The organism is Brevibacillus sp. NL20B1 (assembly GCF_018195675.1).
Lineage (GTDB): Bacteria > Bacillota > Bacilli > Brevibacillales > Brevibacillaceae > Brevibacillus > Brevibacillus aydinogluensis.
Genome location: NZ_JAGTPT010000023.1, coordinates 1 through 16813 on the forward strand (window position 1 = coordinate 1; position 16813 = coordinate 16813).

Genomic DNA, 16813 nt, shown 5'->3' on the forward strand with positions numbered 1-16813 from the left:
TTCCCAAGGGGTTTTTCCAATGTCTACTTTAAGGGGTGCACTCTACAATCGGCGGGGGAGTTTTATCTTGTGCCACGGGTGTAAGCAGCGCAGGTGTCGCTCGCATACATGGATAAAATTGTACGGCCCCTTGCCCAGGAGCTGTCTTCACATTGGGCAGAAAAATATGTGCATCATGCACATATTTCGTGCTATACTCAATTATGTGCAAAACGCACATAATTTGAGCGAAAGAAGGGTGAAATTACGATGAGGGCAGCGATCGTGAAGGAGAAGGGAACACCTCCTGTACTGGGCCATTTTGATCCCCCCGTTGTGACAGAGGGGAACGTTGTCGTTAACGTTTCGGCAGCAGCCTTGAGTCGAGTGAGTAAGTTCCGTTCACTCGGCATGCATTACTCCTCTGAAGGTAACTTTCCAATGGTGGCCGGTATGGATGGCGTTGGGACCTTGGAAGATGGGACTCGTGTCTACTTTGCAATGCCTGCATGGCCTTATGGCAGTTTGGCTGAACAAACCATGGTGAGTGAAAAGCTGATTGTCCATTTGCCGGACGGTGTTGATGACGTAACTGCGGCCGCGATAGCCAACCCGGCGATGTCATCATGGGCGGCGTTGGTATTTCGAGCGGGCTTCAAGTCCGGGCAAACGGTTTTGATTAATGGAGCCACGGGGGCATCAGGCAGCTTGGTGGTTCAGATAGCCAAGGGGCTGGGAGCCAGGAAGATTATTGCAACCGGGCGCAGTGAAGCGAAATTACAAGCGCTTGAAGCCGATACAGTCATTTCATTTGATATGACAGCAGAGAACGGACAAACCAGCTTTGAACATGCTCTCATGCCCGTTATGGCTGAAGGCGTTGATGTTGTATTGGATTACCTTTGGGGCGACAGTGCAATCGCCATCATGTCAGCTGTTGCCAAGGTAAATACGGATCGTGCAACCCGCTTCGTGAGCATTGGCACTGCATCTGGTCAAGAAAGCATACCGTTGCCTTCATCAATTCTGCGTGCATCAACCATTGAACTGGCAGGCAGCGGGGGCAAGAGCGTTTCGAAAGCAGATATGTTATCTGCGGTAAAAGGGGTTTTTGAGATGGCAGCCGCGGGCAAATTAACCATTTCCACAACGGAGTTTGCTTTGGAAGATATCGAAGCTGCTTGGAACGCTCCATTGACGCCCCGCCCGGTGGTTACGGTATAATAAATGGCATGGAACGTGAAATTTTCAAAGCGCTGATCGATATCGTTTCCCTTCTCAATCGGCCGGATCGTGATCTGAAAATGATTACCAAGGCCGGTGTGAATTTGGAGGCTGCTGCCTTCCGCGTCCTGGTGGGGATCGCCCATCTCCAATCAACGAGTGTTGGAGAATTGGCTGCCATGATGGGGAAAAGTTATTCGAGTGTCAGTCGGCAAATTGACAAGTTGGAGAATGCCGGGTTGGTTCATACGTATCCGTCACGTTCGGATTCGCGCATACGCGTGTCTGAATTGACAAAACACGGGGAGGAAATCATTGCAATCATCAACCGTACCCGTGAGCGCATGATGCAAGAGGCTTTGGCTGAATGGACTCCGGAGGATAAAGAAAGCATGTTGATGAATTTAAGACGTCTATACCAAACGATGAAGCGGCTAGACTAGCTCCTCTTGTGCAAATCGTGATGCAAGACAGCCCTTGTTGCGGATGAAGGTCCGTTACAGGGGCTGTTTTTTTGCTGCCGGCTTTGTTGACCCGCCTGTGTGCTTGAGTGATATTGACATATCGAAAAATGTAGATATAATAAAAGCCATGGATCCAATTGAAGTATTCAAGGCGTTGTCGAACGAGTCGAGGTTACAGATTTTACAGTGGCTGAAGGAGCCCGAAAAACATTTTGTGCCCCACGAAGGAGTGGATATGAGGGAAGTCGGGGTGTGTGTCAGTCAAGTGACGGAGAAGTTGAACATGACACAGTCGACGGTTTCGCAGTATTTGTCCATTCTGCAGCGGGCCGGACTGATTCGAACCAATCGGATCGGCAAATACACGTACTACAAACGAAACGAAGAGAAAATAAAAGAAATAGCTGATTACTTACATCAGACGCTCTAGTCTGAACTGAATACCTCAACCGTATTCAGTTTTTATTTGGCTAAACAAATCGACATATCGCGATATGTATATTTGATAAAAGTTGTTGCATTGGTACCTATTCGAACAAAAAAGGAGAAGTGAACGCAATGTCTAACACGTGGAGAGTCTATTTATTGGCGTTGGTCACTTTTTTGGTGGGGACATCCGAGTATGTTATTTCCGGCATCCTGGATAAGATCTCGAATACGATGGGGATTTCCGTTACTTCTGCGGGGCAGTTGGTCACGATCTTTTCCCTTGTGTACGCCATCGGCACCCCGATCCTGATGGCGTTGACGGCGAAGGTGGAAAGGCAAAAACTGCTGGTTTGGGCGATGGGTGCCTTCGTAATCGGGAACATTCTCTCTTTCGTTTTGTCTGGCTATGCATCGTTTCTCGCGGCTCGCGTCATCATGGCTCTGGGCGCGGGAATGGTTGTGGTAACCGCTTTGGACATCGCCGCGAAAATTGCTGTCCCAGGCAAACAAGCCAGCGCGATTGCTACCGTGGTCATGGGCTTTACCGCTTCCCTGATTATCGGCGTGCCTCTTGGACGTATCGTTGCAGCACAATTCGGATGGCAGTCTGTTTTTGGCATATTGGCACTGGCCGGTCTGGTGGCGATGTTCATCCTGTATGCTATCCTCCCCCGAGTTCAGGGAGATAAACCGATGCCGCTGTCCAAGCAACTGGCCTTCCTGAAAAACGGAAACGTAGCGCTGGGGCTTACGATTACCTTTTTCTGGCTCGGCGGATACTCGGTCGCCTACACCTACATTTCACCGTATCTGCTGAATGTGGCCGGATTGAAAGAAGGAATGCTGAGCGGAGTGCTGTTGGCGTTCGGCATCGCTAGCCTGGTCGGTTCCAAATTCGGCGGCTTCAGTGCGGACAAATGGGGGGTATTCCCGACGCTGTCAGGGGGAATGCTCTTGCATGTCATAGCGCTGCTTCTCCTCTCGCTAACCGTTACCTACACGCACTCGTGGCTGCCGATTGTCATCCTTCTGATCTTGTGGTCGTTTTCGGCATGGTCTTCCGGTCCAACGCAACAAGTCAATCTGGTGCGGATTGAACCGAATTATTCGGGAATCATGCTGAGCCTGAACCAATCCATGATGCAGCTGTCCATGGCTGCGGGTGCTGCAATCGGAGGCGTTATGGTCGACCGGGTGTCTCTGTCATCCATTACATGGGCGGGGATGGTCGGAGTCGCGATTGCGATCGTGGTGGTGTCGTTCTTGAGGATGCGAATGAGTGCCGGCAGTCAAGGTGCCGGACAGTATCCTGGATGAAGTCTAAATGACTGTAGTGCATCATCTTCTGGTTTTCGGAAGATGATGCATTTTACCTACATGACGCGAGGATGCGGATAAGTGGTGGTGGAAGCAAAATAGTTTACAACATTTATTCGCATGGTTCGTCCTGATCCCGGAACATTCGTTTTATACAATTGATAAGGGATTCAAAATTATTAATATAATAATCGCAGTATTTGGACCAGATGATGAAAATACCGTTCGTCATGGTTCATGGATTTATCACCTGGATATGTTTGATATGGGGATTTATGAAATGGAGCGACGAGCCTTATCAGTGGTCATGAGATAGTGCGGTAAATTGGTGAAAACCAATAAAATGTGACCACCCTCAACATAATACCAATAATTTACATGATTTACTACTTTTTTTTGCGCCTGCTTTACTTACGTTAAATGTATCCAAGCCATCTCTAGCACTTTTGAGATTCAGTTAAACGAATTGACCGCCCGATAAAGACGCCGCCCAATCCACCACTGGATAGCCGAGCTTCAAAGTGAGACCACACAGGAGATCCTGCACAATCTTGACAGAAAGACGATAAAGATTTATGTTTGTTTTGGAATGAACGTTTCAAAACAGAACAGGAGGTGAGCATTTGCGCCCAAAAGAGTTTGATCCAGATGATGTAGTGGATGCAGCCATGCAAGTTTTTTGGCAACGAGGCTATACTGCGACCTCGATTCAAGATTTGGTGGAAGGCACTGAACTGGGACGAAGCAGTATTTATAATGCCTTTGGCAGCAAACACGAACTTTATAAGCATACGCTTCGCCGATATCAGGAGTTGAAGGCATCGCAAATTGCGGTGCTGTCCGGACCCGGTTCAGTAAAAGAGCGCGTTAGGCTGCTATTGATGGATGTCGTCGAGGAAGAGCTTGGCAAAGAAAAAGGACTCGGATGCATGACTGCCAACGCAGCACTAGAGCTTGCAAGTCATGATTCGGAAATCGCTGCTATTGTGGCGCAAAACTTTAAAGAATTGGAATCCGCATTATACGAGGCATTTTCTCGTGCCCAAGAAAACGGTGAAATTGCTTCAGACAAGAATGCTCGCGCACTGTCTCGCTTCATACTGAATACGATTCAAGGGTTGCGCGTATTAAGTAAAGGATATATTGGGCATAACCGGCGTCAACTGTTACTTGATGTGGTGGATGTTGCAATTCAGGCGCTTTAAAGGCGGATTGAGCAGAGCATCTCTGCATCCAACTGGAAAAACCTGCATTACCTTGCAGGAATTTTTTTGCAACGTTTTGTAATGATCGTTCCAAAACATAATGGCGTGAAGCATGTTCGACATGCGGAGCCCTTTTTCCCAAAAGGAGGTTTTTAAAATGAAATTACATCGAAAAACGATCACCGTACTTGGCACCGGCATCATTGGTGCACCAGTGGCTCGTAATTTACAGAAGCATGGTTTTTCCGTGCGTGTATGGAATCGGACACGTGGCAAGGCAGAGGCGCTTGCATCATCCGGTGTGGATGTATTTGAATCGCCACGGGAAGCTGTGCAGGATGCGGATATTATCATTACGCTGCTTAAGGATGGAGCGTCCGTGCTGGATGTGATGGAAAGCGCTGCTTCCGGTTTGTCCAAAGGAGCTATCTGGATTCAGATGAGTACGGTCGGCATCAAAGCGATCGATGAATTGGCGGTCTTCGCCGAGCAGCGCGGGCTCAGGTTGTTTGACGCCCCCATTCAGGGCACCCGTCAACCAGCGGAACAGGGACAACTTGTCATCATGGCATCCGGACCAACTGAAGATCGGGATACCGTACAGCCGGTGTTTGACGCGATCGGCAAACGGACAGTGTGGGTGTCAGAGCGGATTGGAGCGGCCAGCCGTCTCAAGCTGGCATTGAACAACTGGGCGTTTGCGTTGACGCATGGTGTCGCTGAAAGCTTGGCAATAGCCAAGGGGCTTGGCGTCGATCCGGCGTTGGTAGTGGATGTCGTGAAAGGCGGACCTATGGACAGCGCATTTTTTCAGTCTAAAGCTGCTTTAATACTTGCAGATGATTACCCTGTCAGTTTTTCGATTGCGAATGCGCTCAAAGACGCCCAACTGGTTATGGAAGCTGTTGAGCAGGCTGGCATCACTGCGGATGTTGCCGCTGCCGGGCTAGAGAGATTCCGACGCGCGTTCGAAGCGGGCCATTCAGACAAGGATATGGCCGCATCCGGATTGGTGTGAGTAGAGCTATGAACAATGTCAAAAATAATGAATGTACTGGCATTGACTTTCAGGATGCACCTGCTGCAGATCAGCTTCCCGTTTTGCGACTTCTGGCGTTTACAATGGCCGGTTTTATCGCCATATTGACCGAAACGATGCCGGCGGGGTTGCTGCCGCAAATCGGCAGGGACTTTGGCATCTCAGAGGCGTTGTCGGGTCAACTCGTGTCGCTCTATGCTTTTGGCTCGGTGGTGGCGGCAATTCCGATTATAGCCGCGACACGCAGCTGGCGCAGAAAACATGCATTGTTACTGGCAGTCGGAGGCTTGTTTCTTTTCAACGCTGTAACTGCATTGGCCACTGACTATTTCGTGACATTAGGAGCTCGATTCGTTGCGGGCATGGCCGCAGCGTTGACCTGGGGACTGCTTGCCGGTTACGCGCGAAGAATGGTGCCGTATCATCTACAGGGGCGTGCATTGGCGATTGTGGGAGTCGGTCAGCCTATCGCCTTATCTCTAGGCGTGCCGCTTGGTACCTGGCTTGGAACGTTACTCGATTGGCGGGTTATCTTTGGAATGATTTCAATGCTTACGCTTGCCCTGTTCGTATGGATACTTGCTGCAGTGCCCGATTATCCAGGGCAAGCGTACCAACAACGGCAGCCCATTCGCAAAGTTTTCATGCTTCCTGGGATCCGCTCGGTATTGTTTGTCGTTTTTGTATGGATTTTGGCTCACAACATCCTCTATACCTACATTGCGCCATTTATGGCTCACGTCGGGCTCGTGGATCGTTTGGACCTCATCCTGCTAATCTTTGGCTGCTCATCTATAATCGGGATTTGGATTATCGGCCTGTTTATAGACGTACGGCTTCGTTTCCTGACACTTATTAGCCTTGCTGGGTTCGCATTGGTATCATCCATAATGGGGATTGCTGGCGAAGCACATGCGATAACCTATCTAGGCGTATCTATTTGGGGCTTGACTTTCGGGGGCGCACCGACGTTACTGCAGACGGCCATAGCGGATGCAGCAGGGGAGGGAGCTGATGTGGCGCAATCCATGCTGGTGACCATCTTTAACCTTGCAGTGGCCGGAGGTGGCGTCATTGGCGGTCTCCTGCTGGATCACACAGGAGCGGGATCAATTCCTTGGGCCGTTGCACTGCTTAGCCTGATCACCTTGTTCACGGTATGGAAAGGCAAGACTTACGCTTTTAAGCCTGAACGCCGTTCATTCGGATAGCTTCAAATTGATGAATGTTTCCCTTCTCGCCAAGGGGTTAGAGGGCAAGGGATTTGAGGGCTGCGACAGGTTTAGCCGCAAGCAACCTGTGGCAGCCATTGTTTTTCTCGTTTCACGGTAATGTGATATGGATGGAAAGAAATAGAATAAATATCAGCCTTTCCGGACAAGCTGAATGTAGTCTGTCACCAAAATCAAAACAACATGAAATCATTAGTATGTGATCCTGTTGGCAAAACAATCCTCCCAATATTGGGCGCTGATTTTATTTTCAATCGGCGTATTTATGGCACAGCTTGATAACGGGATTATCAGTTCAGCGCTTACCACCATTAATCGTCATTTCGATGTGAGCGATAACTGGGGCGCCTGGGGGATTACCATTTACACGCTGGGTTTAGCGATCAGCTTGCCGATTGTGGGCAAACTTTCCGACAGGTATGGCAGAAAAAAACTATTTATTATCGAAATCGCCTTGTTCGGCATCGGTTCGTTGTTGGTAGCGCTTAGCCCCTCGTTTAGCTTTTATTTGGCTGCACGCTTCATTCAAGCTCTTGGCGGCGGCGGCATCTTCATTATCGGCAACTCGCATATTTTAAGCACGGTTGAGCCGGCGAAGCAGGCCAAATATTTGGGGCTGTTAGGCGCGATGAACGGGGTGGCCGCTATATTGGGACCGAACATCGGTTCATTCTTGCTTGACGTAACAGGGAATTGGCATATTTTATTTCTCATCAACGTGCCGATTGCCATTGGATTGTTCATTTTGGCAATCATGCGGCTGGTGGAATCGTCTGATCCCAGTCCTGGCCGTTTGGATCTGGTGGGAACCGTCATTTTATCGTTTGCCATCTTGTCGCTTATGTATGGCTTGACAAACATCGAAATCGATTTCTGGACAAGCCTTGCCCAACCGGAAGTGTTCGGTTTTCTCGGTGCCGGAATCGGATTGTTTGTCGTTTTGTTCATGTATGAGGCCGCATTCGCGCGCAAGCAAAATGGCGATCCGATCTTACCATTGTATTTAATCAAGCAGCCCCGCTTCTTGCTGGTCCTTGTCATTGGTGCATTATCTGGCGGAATTTTGGCAGCGATGATTTTCATCCCTGGTTTCACAGAAAATGTACTGGGCATCCCGGCGGAAAAATCGGGTTACTGGATGACGCCGCTGGCACTGGCATCAGGTGTAGGTGCCGGATTGGGGGGTGCACTCGTATCGAAACGAGGTCCTGTATTTACGGTGATCATCTCTGGACTCCTCGCATCGGTCGGGTTTGCCTTGTTTCCTTTCTGGATTGAAACGAAATGGCAGTTTGTCATATCCAGCATGGTTGCCGGTATCGGAATCGGTGTCATCTTAGGCGCACCGTTAAACATTCTGGCGACAGAAGGGTTACGATCCAATAAAGGTTCGGCCCTTGCGTCCTTATCACTGCTTCGCCAGGTTGGCATGACCATAGCGCCAACCGTTTACGCAGGCTTTATTGCCCGCGGCTACAACAATATGGGGGAACTGTTCAAGACGGATTTTCCCGATATCCTGCAAGACAACATCGCCAAGGCCAACTTGTCACAGCAGGCACTTGGCGAGTTGGCGCAAATTGGACAGCGGATGGCTTCCGAAGCGGATTCATTCGACGCCAATCAATTGAATGAAATCATTCGCTCCATCCAAGATCCAGCATTAAAGGAAGTGATCCTGGCCAGTGTGTCGGAAGTGACAAAAAGGGCTGCAGAAATCGGTTACGGTGGGCTGTACGGGTCTGCGGCAGTGTTAAGTGTGCTCGTCATCCTCGTTTCGCTTATCTTGGCACCCTTGCGCAAAAAGGTTTCCGCATCAAGTCAATAAAACTACGATGGTACGCAGGCACTGCATATCAGCCTGAAAAGAGGCACCGCGATTGGATGCCTCTTCTTTTTTGTTTCTTTTCGAGGAGGCAGTTGAGCAGCTGTTGGACATACTATTCCCAAAAAGGGGGATAACGTATGGACGAGAAACAGCGACAGCGCGTCATCCGGGAATTGAACAGGTTTTTGCAAGGAAGGTATATGGGCATCCATCAATACGAGTACCTGATTTCACATGCCAAGGAGCCGAAAGTAAGGGAGCTGCTGCAAGAGTTCCAGCAACATGCCAAACTGGGCGCGCAGAAAATTGCCAAACGCATTCAGGATTTGGGCGGTCAGGCAGTAGATGGTGTGGGCGTTATGGGCGAGTTGAGGGAATGGATGCAAACATTTCGGGAGCCACCACAGAATTCAAGGGACATTCTGCATGACGCGCTGCTCGGTGAGAACAAATACGGCATTCACTTCTCGCACAGAATGGTAGCCGGTGACCTGGATGAGGAAAGCAAGCGAATTGTGGATACGGTGCTGGAGGAAGACCAAAAGCGCGTCGATCAGCTGAAGAAACAGCTGCAGTTGTTACCAACTTCCTGACGTCAACATAAGCGGAGCAACCCCTATCACCGCGACGAGATCGCCAAATGAACGAGGACTTCCACAAAGGAGGCGCCTTCCAAGGGGCGGCTCTTTTTTCTGCTTTCATTTGTCAAAAAATTTTGGATAGAATGAAGAAGAGTGGGACGTGAGGAGGATGGAGAGAAAATGCATGAACACCTGGTGAAATGGTTTACTCCATCGCAAGGACTGCCGGTATCCGGCCGGAGTTCCGTCCAGTACCGGGAGTATTCGCCGAGTCCGTCTTTACGGCCGCGTATTGCCTGCTACTGGAGTGTGACAACACGTGCTGAAGATGACACAGGTGAATTCGACGACATTCTCGTCATCCCTGACGGATGTTTTGACTTCGTGTTTACCGTATCCCGTCATCGTACGGTTTCCGGACATCTGTCCGGGGTGATGGAGTCCGCCTTCACCATCTATCCGGGTCCTGACACCGCATGGTTTGGGGTCCGCTTTCGTCCGGGAGGAGCCGTGCCATTTCTTCGCTCGCCGCTGTCCCTGTATCGAGGCGGGAGCTCCCCGTCCCTGACCGAACTGTTCGGAGACGGTGCGCTGCGTCTGTTGGATCGGCTGGCGGACGCGGAGGACCTACCGACACGGATTCGGGTGTTGGACGCGGCTTTGCAGCAGCGGCTTTCGGTTTCCCCTGACGAACCGTTCGATCCGCTGGTCGCCAACGTGTTGCATGAGATGTACCGCCATTCCGGGAATGTTCGGATTCATGAACTGGCCGCCCGCGAAGCGGTGAGCCCCCGGCAATTGTTGCGGCGGTTTGAAATGTGGACAGGCTGCAGCCCCAAACAGTTTTGTCGCGTCGTACGGTTTCAACGAGCTGTTGATTTGATCGCCAAAAGCACAGGCCAGATCCAGGGGGCTGACTTGGCGTATCAATGCGGGTATGCCGATCAGGCGCACTTTGTCCGGGATTTCCGCGCACTCGCGGGCATGTCTCCCGGACATTACATCAGGCGAGCGAGCATGTCCGATTTGTTCAATACGGACAGGTCATTTCCGGCCTATCATCGTATTGAAACGAGTGAGGAGGCTGAGTTTGCCAATGAAACTGGATAACGTACGATTGCTGGTAACCCGTTTTGATGAGTGCTTTACCTTTTATCACGAAAAGCTGGGTTTCCCGGTCCTGTGGGGCGAACTGGGCGGGGGATATGCCAGTTTTGGCACGGCGGAAAGCCAATTCGCGATCTTCTCTCGCAGCGAAATGGCTGAGGCTGTAGGTACAGACCATCTCCCGGTCGCTTCGGATGCCCAGGATCGGTTTGCGTTGATTGTGAGGGTGAACGATCTTGACGCAACCGCAGCCCGCTTAAAAGCGGAAGGCATCTCCATGATTACAGACGTTCAGGACCGTCCAGGCTGGGGAATTCGCACCGCACACCTGCGGGACCCGGATGGAAACCTGATTGAACTGATAGAATCGCTTCCCGCTGAATCGTGGGATGAAGGGCTTCGGAAAGCTGACGGAAAATACCAAAAACAGCAATCGTCATAAGGCGGTTGGGCTCAAATCCGGGAGGGTTTCGAAAGCCGAGACCGTCAGGAAAGAGGTGTCTCGCAGGGGGGGCACCTCTTTCCAATGTCATAGGGATTTGGGTAGAATAAAATTATAAGGAAAAAATAGGAATACAGTCGGCGATTAGATTATAAGGAGACTCCTTTCATGAGTGCAGTTAAACAAGGGCATCTATTTAAAAATAAATGGTTTGCGATATATTTTATCGCCTCATTTTTTTCCAAGATCGGAAGTCAAATCTACCTGTTTGCGTTGCCCTGGCTGTTGTTTGAAATGACCGGTTCCGTAGGTTGGATGAGTACGATGTGGGCAGTTGAAATGCTGCCTTTTGTCCTGGTCGGTCCATTCTTGGGGGTCTTCGTTGATCGATGGGATCGTCGAAAAGTATTAATCCGGTCCGATTTTGCCAGGATGATTTTGGTCTGCTTGATTCCCTTGTTGTATAAGGTGGGATTGCTGAATGTTATCTGGCTCTTTGTAATTGGGTTTTGTCTGTCGATCTTCATGATCATGTTTGATTTGGTGTCAGACTTTTCAGTCATTCCGCAATTGGTAGCAAGAGAACAACTTACCGCTGCAAACTCCTTGTATCGGTCAATGGACAATATCACGACCATGTTGGGACCGGTTATCGCAGGCGCGCTCGTGGGATTGGTCGGAACGGTCGAGTCGCTGTATATTGATGGTCTCTCGTATTTATTCACATTGATTGTCGTGACCATCCTGCCCATCACGCTGCAGAACGAAAAAGCCAGGACACGCATGACATGGCAAACCGTTTTCCTTGACATTAAGGAAGGGATCACGTTTTTATTCCGCTCGGAGATTCTTTGGGTGTTGGCCTTCATTGGAGGGCTCAGCAATTTGGCTGTCGGAGCACTGCACACGGTGATGAGATTTTATTTGGCAAACGAACTGCATAACGCTTTGTTGGTAGGAACGATGTATTCGGTTATTGGCATTATGACGACAATCGGGTCTGTTTGCGCGCCGCTGTTATTAAAACGCATGCCGATCGGCCGAGCGATTATCCACGTCTCGAATGCAATGTTTATCGGCGGCTGCATCATGGTAATCCCGACAGGATGGTTCATGCCTTTGATCGGCTACGGCATTATTACCATGGCTGCAACGATTCGCGTCGTCTATACTTTTACGATCCGTCAGTTGGAAATACCAAATGAATTTATGGGACGGATTAATGCTGCATTTCGCATGATTTTAACGGTATCTTTCCCGTTATCGGCCTTGCTGCTTGGCGGGTTGGCCGATGCATACGGGACGAGGATCGCGTTCATGTGCACTGCCTTTATCTTGCTAATCGTGTCCATTTGTCTTGCACGTTCCAACGTTCGTGCGTATGAGATCAAAAGCAGTGAGGAAAGGAACACGACCTTAGAGAACACAATCTAAAGGTATGACTGGATGACAAATGGTTCTGTACTTGTCCAGCTTAAATGGGGGATGATTGCATTCAAAAAACACCGGAAGCAACATATTCATGGGTCAGGATGCATCACTGTTTATTCTTGATGCTCAAAAGTAGTTGGCAGGCAAAACAACATTCGCAAACAAACATACTCGCCTTACCCCTTGTCAGAAGCCGGGGTAAGGCTAGTTTTTTTGGGTGTTTTCAGCCTCTCGCAAGCAACTACCCATCATTACCAGCCCCCAAATGGAGAATCCCCATCAGTTTATAGTAGATATTTGCAACCATAGGTATCATAATAGAGTATGATGGTCGAATTTTGACGGTGTGTTCCGAGGTGGGGGGCCTTCCTTTTGTAATGTCTATGCAGGAGCGCCTACTCTTTTAAAAGGAAGGGGTATCATGAGCAATATCCAGAAGAAAACAGACGTTATCTTGATTGGTGCCGGAATCATGAGTGCGACTTTGGGAACATTGCTGAAAGAGTTAGCACCGGATTGGGAGATCAAAGTGTTTGAGAAACTCCCGGTCGCAGGTAATGAGAGCTCGAATGAATGGAATAATGCAGGGACGGGCCATGCTGCTCTTTGTGAGCTTAACTATACACCGGAAAAATCGGACGGGTCTGTCGATATTACCAAAGCGATTAAAATCAACGAACAATTTCATCTTTCCAAACAGTTTTGGTCTTATCTCGTCAAACGTAATCTGATTCGGAATCCGAAAGATTTTATCATGCCCATTCCCCATATGAGTTTCGTACAAGGGGAAAAAAATGTCGCGTTCTTGAAAAAACGTTTTGAAGCGCTGTCGAACATCCCGCTGTTTGAAGGAATGGAGTTTTCCGATGACCCGGCTACATTGCAGGAATGGTTCCCGCTGATCATGGAAGGCCGTACCGTGAATGAACCGATCGCGGCCACGAAAATTGACTCAGGAACGGATGTCAACTTTGGTGCGTTGACGCGCATGCTGTTTGAGCACTTGCAGAAGCAGCACGTCGAGATTCACTACAAGCATCACGTAAAGGATATTACACGTGCGAGCGACGGTTCGTGGAGTGTGAAGGTGCACGATCTCGACAGCGGTCAGATCGAAACCCATACGGCAAAATTCGTGTTTATCGGGGCAGGGGGCGGAAGCCTGCCGCTGCTGCAAAAAACGGGGATTCCGGAGGCAAAACACATTGGCGGTTTCCCGGTAAGCGGACTGTTCATGGTATGTAAAAATCCGGACGTGATCGCAAAGCACCATGCAAAAGTATACGGCAAAGCCAAGGTTGGCGCTCCACCGATGTCTGTTCCGCATCTGGATACCAGATATATTGAGAATCAAAAAACGCTGCTGTTTGGACCGTTTGCCGGCTTCTCACCCAAGTTTTTGAAAACGGGTTCTTATTTTGATCTGATCCGATCCGTAAAACCGGACAACGTCCTGACGATGCTGGCAGCAGGCGTAAAAGAAATGGCACTGACCAAGTATCTGATCCAGCAGGTTCTGTTGTCGAATGAACAGCGCATGGAAGAACTGCGCGAGTTTATTCCGACTGCCAACAGCGCAGATTGGGATATCGTGGTAGCGGGTCAACGTGTGCAGGTGATCAAGGACACCAAGGAAGGCGGCAAAGGCACCCTTCAATTCGGTACGGAAGTGGTTACGGCTGCTGACGGCTCGGTAGCTGCGCTGCTCGGGGCTTCTCCGGGTGCTTCTACGGTTGTTCATGTGATGCTGGAGGTATTGGAAAAATGCTTCCCGCAGCAAATGAATGAGTGGAGACGGAAAATAACCGAAATGATTCCGTCTTATGGGGTGTCGCTTGCAGATAACCCGCAACTGCTGCAAGAAATTCAAAAGTCGACCGAGCAGACGCTGGGTCTGGTCGAAAAAGAACTGGTCTACAGCTGAAAGTAGACGCAACAGACAAGCCATTGCCTATCTTCGAACATTTAATCTGCTAAATTTCGCGCGGATTAAAGGTTCTTTTTTTTTGTCGTCCGCCGCGACAGGCGGGCTTTTTTGTGCTGTGAGCACAATTTTTGCACATTCACGTGGGGTAAATTCGGTCTAACTGTACAAGCAGATTTGATGTAAAGTAGAACCATAGAGACGTACAATCAATCAGTAAGTGCAGCAATTTGTGCATGATTTTGTGCTAAAGGTGGCCGCCATGTTAGACAAAAGAACGATGCAAATGTTGCAACTTCTTGTGCAGTCTCGTCATTCCCTGTCCGTCAAGGAATTGATGGAGCATTTCTCGATCTCGCGACGAACGTTGTACTACGACATCCATAAAATCAATGAATGGCTTACAGAAGCAGGTCTGCCGCGAGTCCAGTACATCTATGCAAAAGGCTACTATTTGGATGAAAGCAGCAGACAGGCAGCAGCCCGGATCATCGGGGACAAGAAGCCGAATGTGTATGCCCTGCGACCGGAAGACAGGCAAATCTATTTGCTGTTGTATATACTTCTGGCAAATCAACGCATTACCACGCACGAGTGCATGGAGAAGACAGGTGTCAGCCGCAATACGATTCTGAACGATCTCAAAAAGGTCAGAGCAGAAGTGAAAAAGCACGGTTTGCGCCTCTCGTACTCCTACGCTTGCGGGTATAAAATTTCCGGCGATGAATTGACGATTCGCAATCTGATCAGTCACCATGTTCATTCCCTGCTGCATGAAGGTCAAGACTTGCTTTTGCAGGATCTCCATGAGGACGATCCCGACGTCCTGATTCCCGACATCATCATGCAGTGGTTGAACGATTGCGAAAAGCATTTGCAGGTCCAGTTTGCCGAAGATACGGTGAAGTCACTTAGCTACCTCTTTACGTATTGCGTGCAGCGGGTCATGGGAGGAAATGCGATTGCTTTTCCGCAGAGGCGGATCAAGCGCATCATGGATACCATACATTACCAGGTTGTGCAGACTTTGGAGAAGGTCTTGCCGCTGCGGCTCCCGCAGGATGAAAAGTGTTATCTGGCCACACTGCTGTTAAGCGCAAAGGTGCACCGCTTCGGGAAATTGGCGGAAGCGTATGAAATTCCCGCGTTAAGACAGGCGATTACCGATATGGTTGATCTGTTTGAGATGCGGGCTTGTGTTGTATTTGATCAGCGTGTTCAGTTGGAACACAATTTGTATATTCACCTGCAGCCAGCCTATTATCGGTTTCTTTACGACATGGACGTCACCAACCCGTTGAAGGACGTGATCCTGCGCCAATACCGTGATATTTACGAACTTACGAAAAAAAGCATTTCCCCCTTGGAGAAGTTGGTCGGCAAATCCATCAGCGAAGATGAGATTGCCTATATCACGGTCCATTTTGGGGGATGGATGCGCCGGCAAGGTATCGCCGCAACCACCCTGAGGCGGGTGCTGCTGGTATGCGCAAACGGGGTCGGCACGTCGCGCATACTGGTACAGCAGTTGGACGGGTTGTTTTCCAACATCGATCTGCTCGGGCCGATCACTCTCAGGGAGTATGATGACTTTCGGGGAGACGTGGATTTGGTTGTGTCCACAACCAAAATTGCGAACCCGCGTCATCGGATCATCTTGGTGAACCCGATCTTAACAGATCGCGACAAGTTGCAGTTACTAAATGAGATGGAAGCGGTTACCCATCGTGCGCCCTCGCATATAACGGCGCAAACGATCGTCGATATTGTGAAAAAATATGCGGTCGTGGAAAACGAAGAACAGTTGGCAGAGGAAATCAGGCAAGTACTGCACCAGCAGAAACAGATCATGAGGGAGAGAAAGCCGATGCTCGACGAGTTGTTGCAAGAAGAATACATCCAGCTAAAAGACTCCGTGAGCGATTGGAAGGAAGCGATTCGTCTGGCAGCCGAGCCGCTCCTGAAAAGCCAGTCCATCACAGAAGCGTATGTGCAAGCGATGATTGCCAATGTAGAAGAAAATGGTCCCTATATCGTGATCGCACCCAGGGTGGCGCTGCCGCACGCGAGACCGGAGCAGGGGGTAAATCGAATCGGCATGAGTCTGCTTCGGTTGAAACAGCCGGTTTCATTTTCAAACACGCAGGAGCGTGATGCACAGCTCATCATCGTCCTGGCTGCCGTCGATAATGAGACCCATCTCAAAGCATTGGCCCAACTGTCGATGATGCTGTCGGAAGAAGACAATATCGACAGGATCATTGGTGCGCAAGACAAGGAAACCATTCTTCACTATATCTCAAAGTATTCCAACAACAGGGGGACAGAAGCATGACAAAGATTCTGGTTGTATGCGGAAATGGATTGGGCAGCAGCTTTATCGTGGAGATGAATGTAAAGAAAATTCTGGGGGAAATGGGCATTCAGGCGGAAGTATCCCATACCGATCTGGCTACGAGCAAAACGGAACAGGCTGATGTGTATATGGGTTCAAAAGATATTGTCAGTCAATTGGAAAACGGCAAACGTTACGTGATTGGCCTGAAAAACATTTTGGACCAGAACGAAATCAAGGAAGCTTTACAACAATACTTCGCAAAGGAATGATGTA

The 16813-nt window shown here is 49.5% G+C and carries 15 protein-coding genes; all 15 read left to right on the forward strand.

Annotated features, from left to right (window positions below; genetic code table 11):
• The first annotated feature begins 249 nt into the window (after window positions 1–249).
• The 15 genes from KDN35_RS15000 to KDN35_RS15070 all read left to right on the forward strand — a co-directional run bounded on the left by KDN35_RS15000 (window position 250) and on the right by KDN35_RS15070 (window position 16809).
• Window positions 250–1203: a quinone oxidoreductase family protein gene (locus KDN35_RS15000; RefSeq protein WP_212133114.1), complete on the forward strand. Its 954-nt coding sequence runs from the start codon at window positions 250–252 to the stop codon at window positions 1201–1203.
• Window positions 1161–1646: a MarR family winged helix-turn-helix transcriptional regulator gene (locus KDN35_RS15005; RefSeq protein ID WP_249179132.1), complete on the forward strand. Its 486-nt coding sequence runs from the start codon at window positions 1161–1163 to the stop codon at window positions 1644–1646. Before KDN35_RS15000 ends, KDN35_RS15005 begins: the two co-directional genes overlap by 43 nt.
• A gap of 148 nt (window positions 1647–1794) precedes the next feature.
• Window positions 1795–2097: an ArsR/SmtB family transcription factor gene (locus KDN35_RS15010; RefSeq protein ID WP_171563944.1), complete on the forward strand. Its 303-nt coding sequence runs from the start codon at window positions 1795–1797 to the stop codon at window positions 2095–2097.
• Window positions 2098–2225: 128 nt separating this feature from the next.
• Window positions 2226–3413: an MFS transporter gene (locus tag KDN35_RS15015; protein WP_212133115.1), complete on the forward strand. Its 1188-nt coding sequence runs from the start codon at window positions 2226–2228 to the stop codon at window positions 3411–3413.
• A gap of 623 nt (window positions 3414–4036) precedes the next feature.
• On the forward strand, window positions 4037–4618 hold the full coding sequence (locus KDN35_RS15020) for a TetR/AcrR family transcriptional regulator (RefSeq protein ID WP_171563946.1): 582 nt from the start codon (window positions 4037–4039) through the stop codon (window positions 4616–4618).
• A gap of 121 nt (window positions 4619–4739) precedes the next feature.
• Window positions 4740–5636, forward strand: coding sequence for an NAD(P)-dependent oxidoreductase (locus tag KDN35_RS15025; protein ID WP_212133145.1), 897 nt, complete (start codon window positions 4740–4742; stop codon window positions 5634–5636).
• Window positions 5637–5644: 8 nt separating this feature from the next.
• Window positions 5645–6868 (forward strand): MFS transporter, encoded by a 1224-nt coding sequence (locus tag KDN35_RS15030; RefSeq protein ID WP_212133116.1) that lies wholly within the window; start codon window positions 5645–5647, stop codon window positions 6866–6868.
• Between the two features lie 226 nt (window positions 6869–7094).
• Window positions 7095–8717: an MFS transporter gene (locus KDN35_RS15035; protein ID WP_212133146.1), complete on the forward strand. Its 1623-nt coding sequence runs from the start codon at window positions 7095–7097 to the stop codon at window positions 8715–8717.
• A gap of 137 nt (window positions 8718–8854) precedes the next feature.
• Window positions 8855–9310, forward strand: a complete 456-nt coding sequence (locus KDN35_RS15040; protein ID WP_212133117.1) for a ferritin-like domain-containing protein — start codon at window positions 8855–8857, stop codon at window positions 9308–9310.
• Window positions 9311–9478: 168 nt separating this feature from the next.
• The gene (locus KDN35_RS15045) at window positions 9479–10408 is read left to right on the forward strand and encodes an AraC family transcriptional regulator (protein ID WP_212133118.1); all 930 of its coding nucleotides are present in this window, start codon (window positions 9479–9481) and stop codon (window positions 10406–10408) included.
• Window positions 10395–10847: a VOC family protein gene (locus KDN35_RS15050; RefSeq protein WP_212133119.1), complete on the forward strand. Its 453-nt coding sequence runs from the start codon at window positions 10395–10397 to the stop codon at window positions 10845–10847. Before KDN35_RS15045 ends, KDN35_RS15050 begins: the two co-directional genes overlap by 14 nt.
• Before the next feature lie 168 nt (window positions 10848–11015).
• Window positions 11016–12281, forward strand: a complete 1266-nt coding sequence (locus KDN35_RS15055) for an MFS transporter (RefSeq protein WP_212133120.1) — start codon at window positions 11016–11018, stop codon at window positions 12279–12281.
• A 418-nt stretch (window positions 12282–12699) separates the two neighbouring features.
• Window positions 12700–14202 carry a malate:quinone oxidoreductase gene (locus KDN35_RS15060; protein ID WP_171563952.1) on the forward strand — a complete coding sequence of 501 codons (1503 nt, stop codon included), beginning with the start codon at window positions 12700–12702 and terminating at the stop codon, window positions 14200–14202.
• A 286-nt stretch (window positions 14203–14488) separates the two neighbouring features.
• Complete coding sequence (locus tag KDN35_RS15065) at window positions 14489–16537, forward strand: BglG family transcription antiterminator (RefSeq protein WP_212133121.1); 2049 nt, start codon at window positions 14489–14491, stop codon at window positions 16535–16537.
• Window positions 16534–16809: a PTS sugar transporter subunit IIB gene (locus KDN35_RS15070; protein ID WP_171563954.1), complete on the forward strand. Its 276-nt coding sequence runs from the start codon at window positions 16534–16536 to the stop codon at window positions 16807–16809. Before KDN35_RS15065 ends, KDN35_RS15070 begins: the two co-directional genes overlap by 4 nt.
• Window positions 16810–16813 lie beyond the last annotated feature (4 nt).

Bases quoted from the DNA above. Each gene is read 5' to 3' on its own strand.
- KDN35_RS15000 (WP_212133114.1), top strand. From the start codon at position 250: ATGAGGGCAGCGATCGTGAAGGAGAAGGGAACACCTCCTGTACTGGGC.
- KDN35_RS15010 (WP_171563944.1), top strand. From the start codon at position 1,795: ATGGATCCAATTGAAGTATTCAAGGCGTTGTCGAACGAGTCGAGGTTA.
- KDN35_RS15015 (WP_212133115.1), top strand. From the start codon at position 2,226: ATGTCTAACACGTGGAGAGTCTATTTATTGGCGTTGGTCACTTTTTTG.
- KDN35_RS15025 (WP_212133145.1), top strand. From the start codon at position 4,740: ATGCGGAGCCCTTTTTCCCAAAAGGAGGTTTTTAAAATGAAATTACAT.
- KDN35_RS15030 (WP_212133116.1), top strand. From the start codon at position 5,645: ATGAACAATGTCAAAAATAATGAATGTACTGGCATTGACTTTCAGGAT.
- KDN35_RS15040 (WP_212133117.1), top strand. From the start codon at position 8,855: ATGGACGAGAAACAGCGACAGCGCGTCATCCGGGAATTGAACAGGTTT.
- KDN35_RS15045 (WP_212133118.1), top strand. From the start codon at position 9,479: ATGCATGAACACCTGGTGAAATGGTTTACTCCATCGCAAGGACTGCCG.
- KDN35_RS15050 (WP_212133119.1), top strand. From the start codon at position 10,395: ATGAAACTGGATAACGTACGATTGCTGGTAACCCGTTTTGATGAGTGC.
- KDN35_RS15055 (WP_212133120.1), top strand. From the start codon at position 11,016: ATGAGTGCAGTTAAACAAGGGCATCTATTTAAAAATAAATGGTTTGCG.
- KDN35_RS15060 (WP_171563952.1), top strand. From the start codon at position 12,700: ATGAGCAATATCCAGAAGAAAACAGACGTTATCTTGATTGGTGCCGGA.
- KDN35_RS15065 (WP_212133121.1), top strand. From the start codon at position 14,489: ATGTTGCAACTTCTTGTGCAGTCTCGTCATTCCCTGTCCGTCAAGGAA.
- KDN35_RS15070 (WP_171563954.1), top strand. From the start codon at position 16,534: ATGACAAAGATTCTGGTTGTATGCGGAAATGGATTGGGCAGCAGCTTT.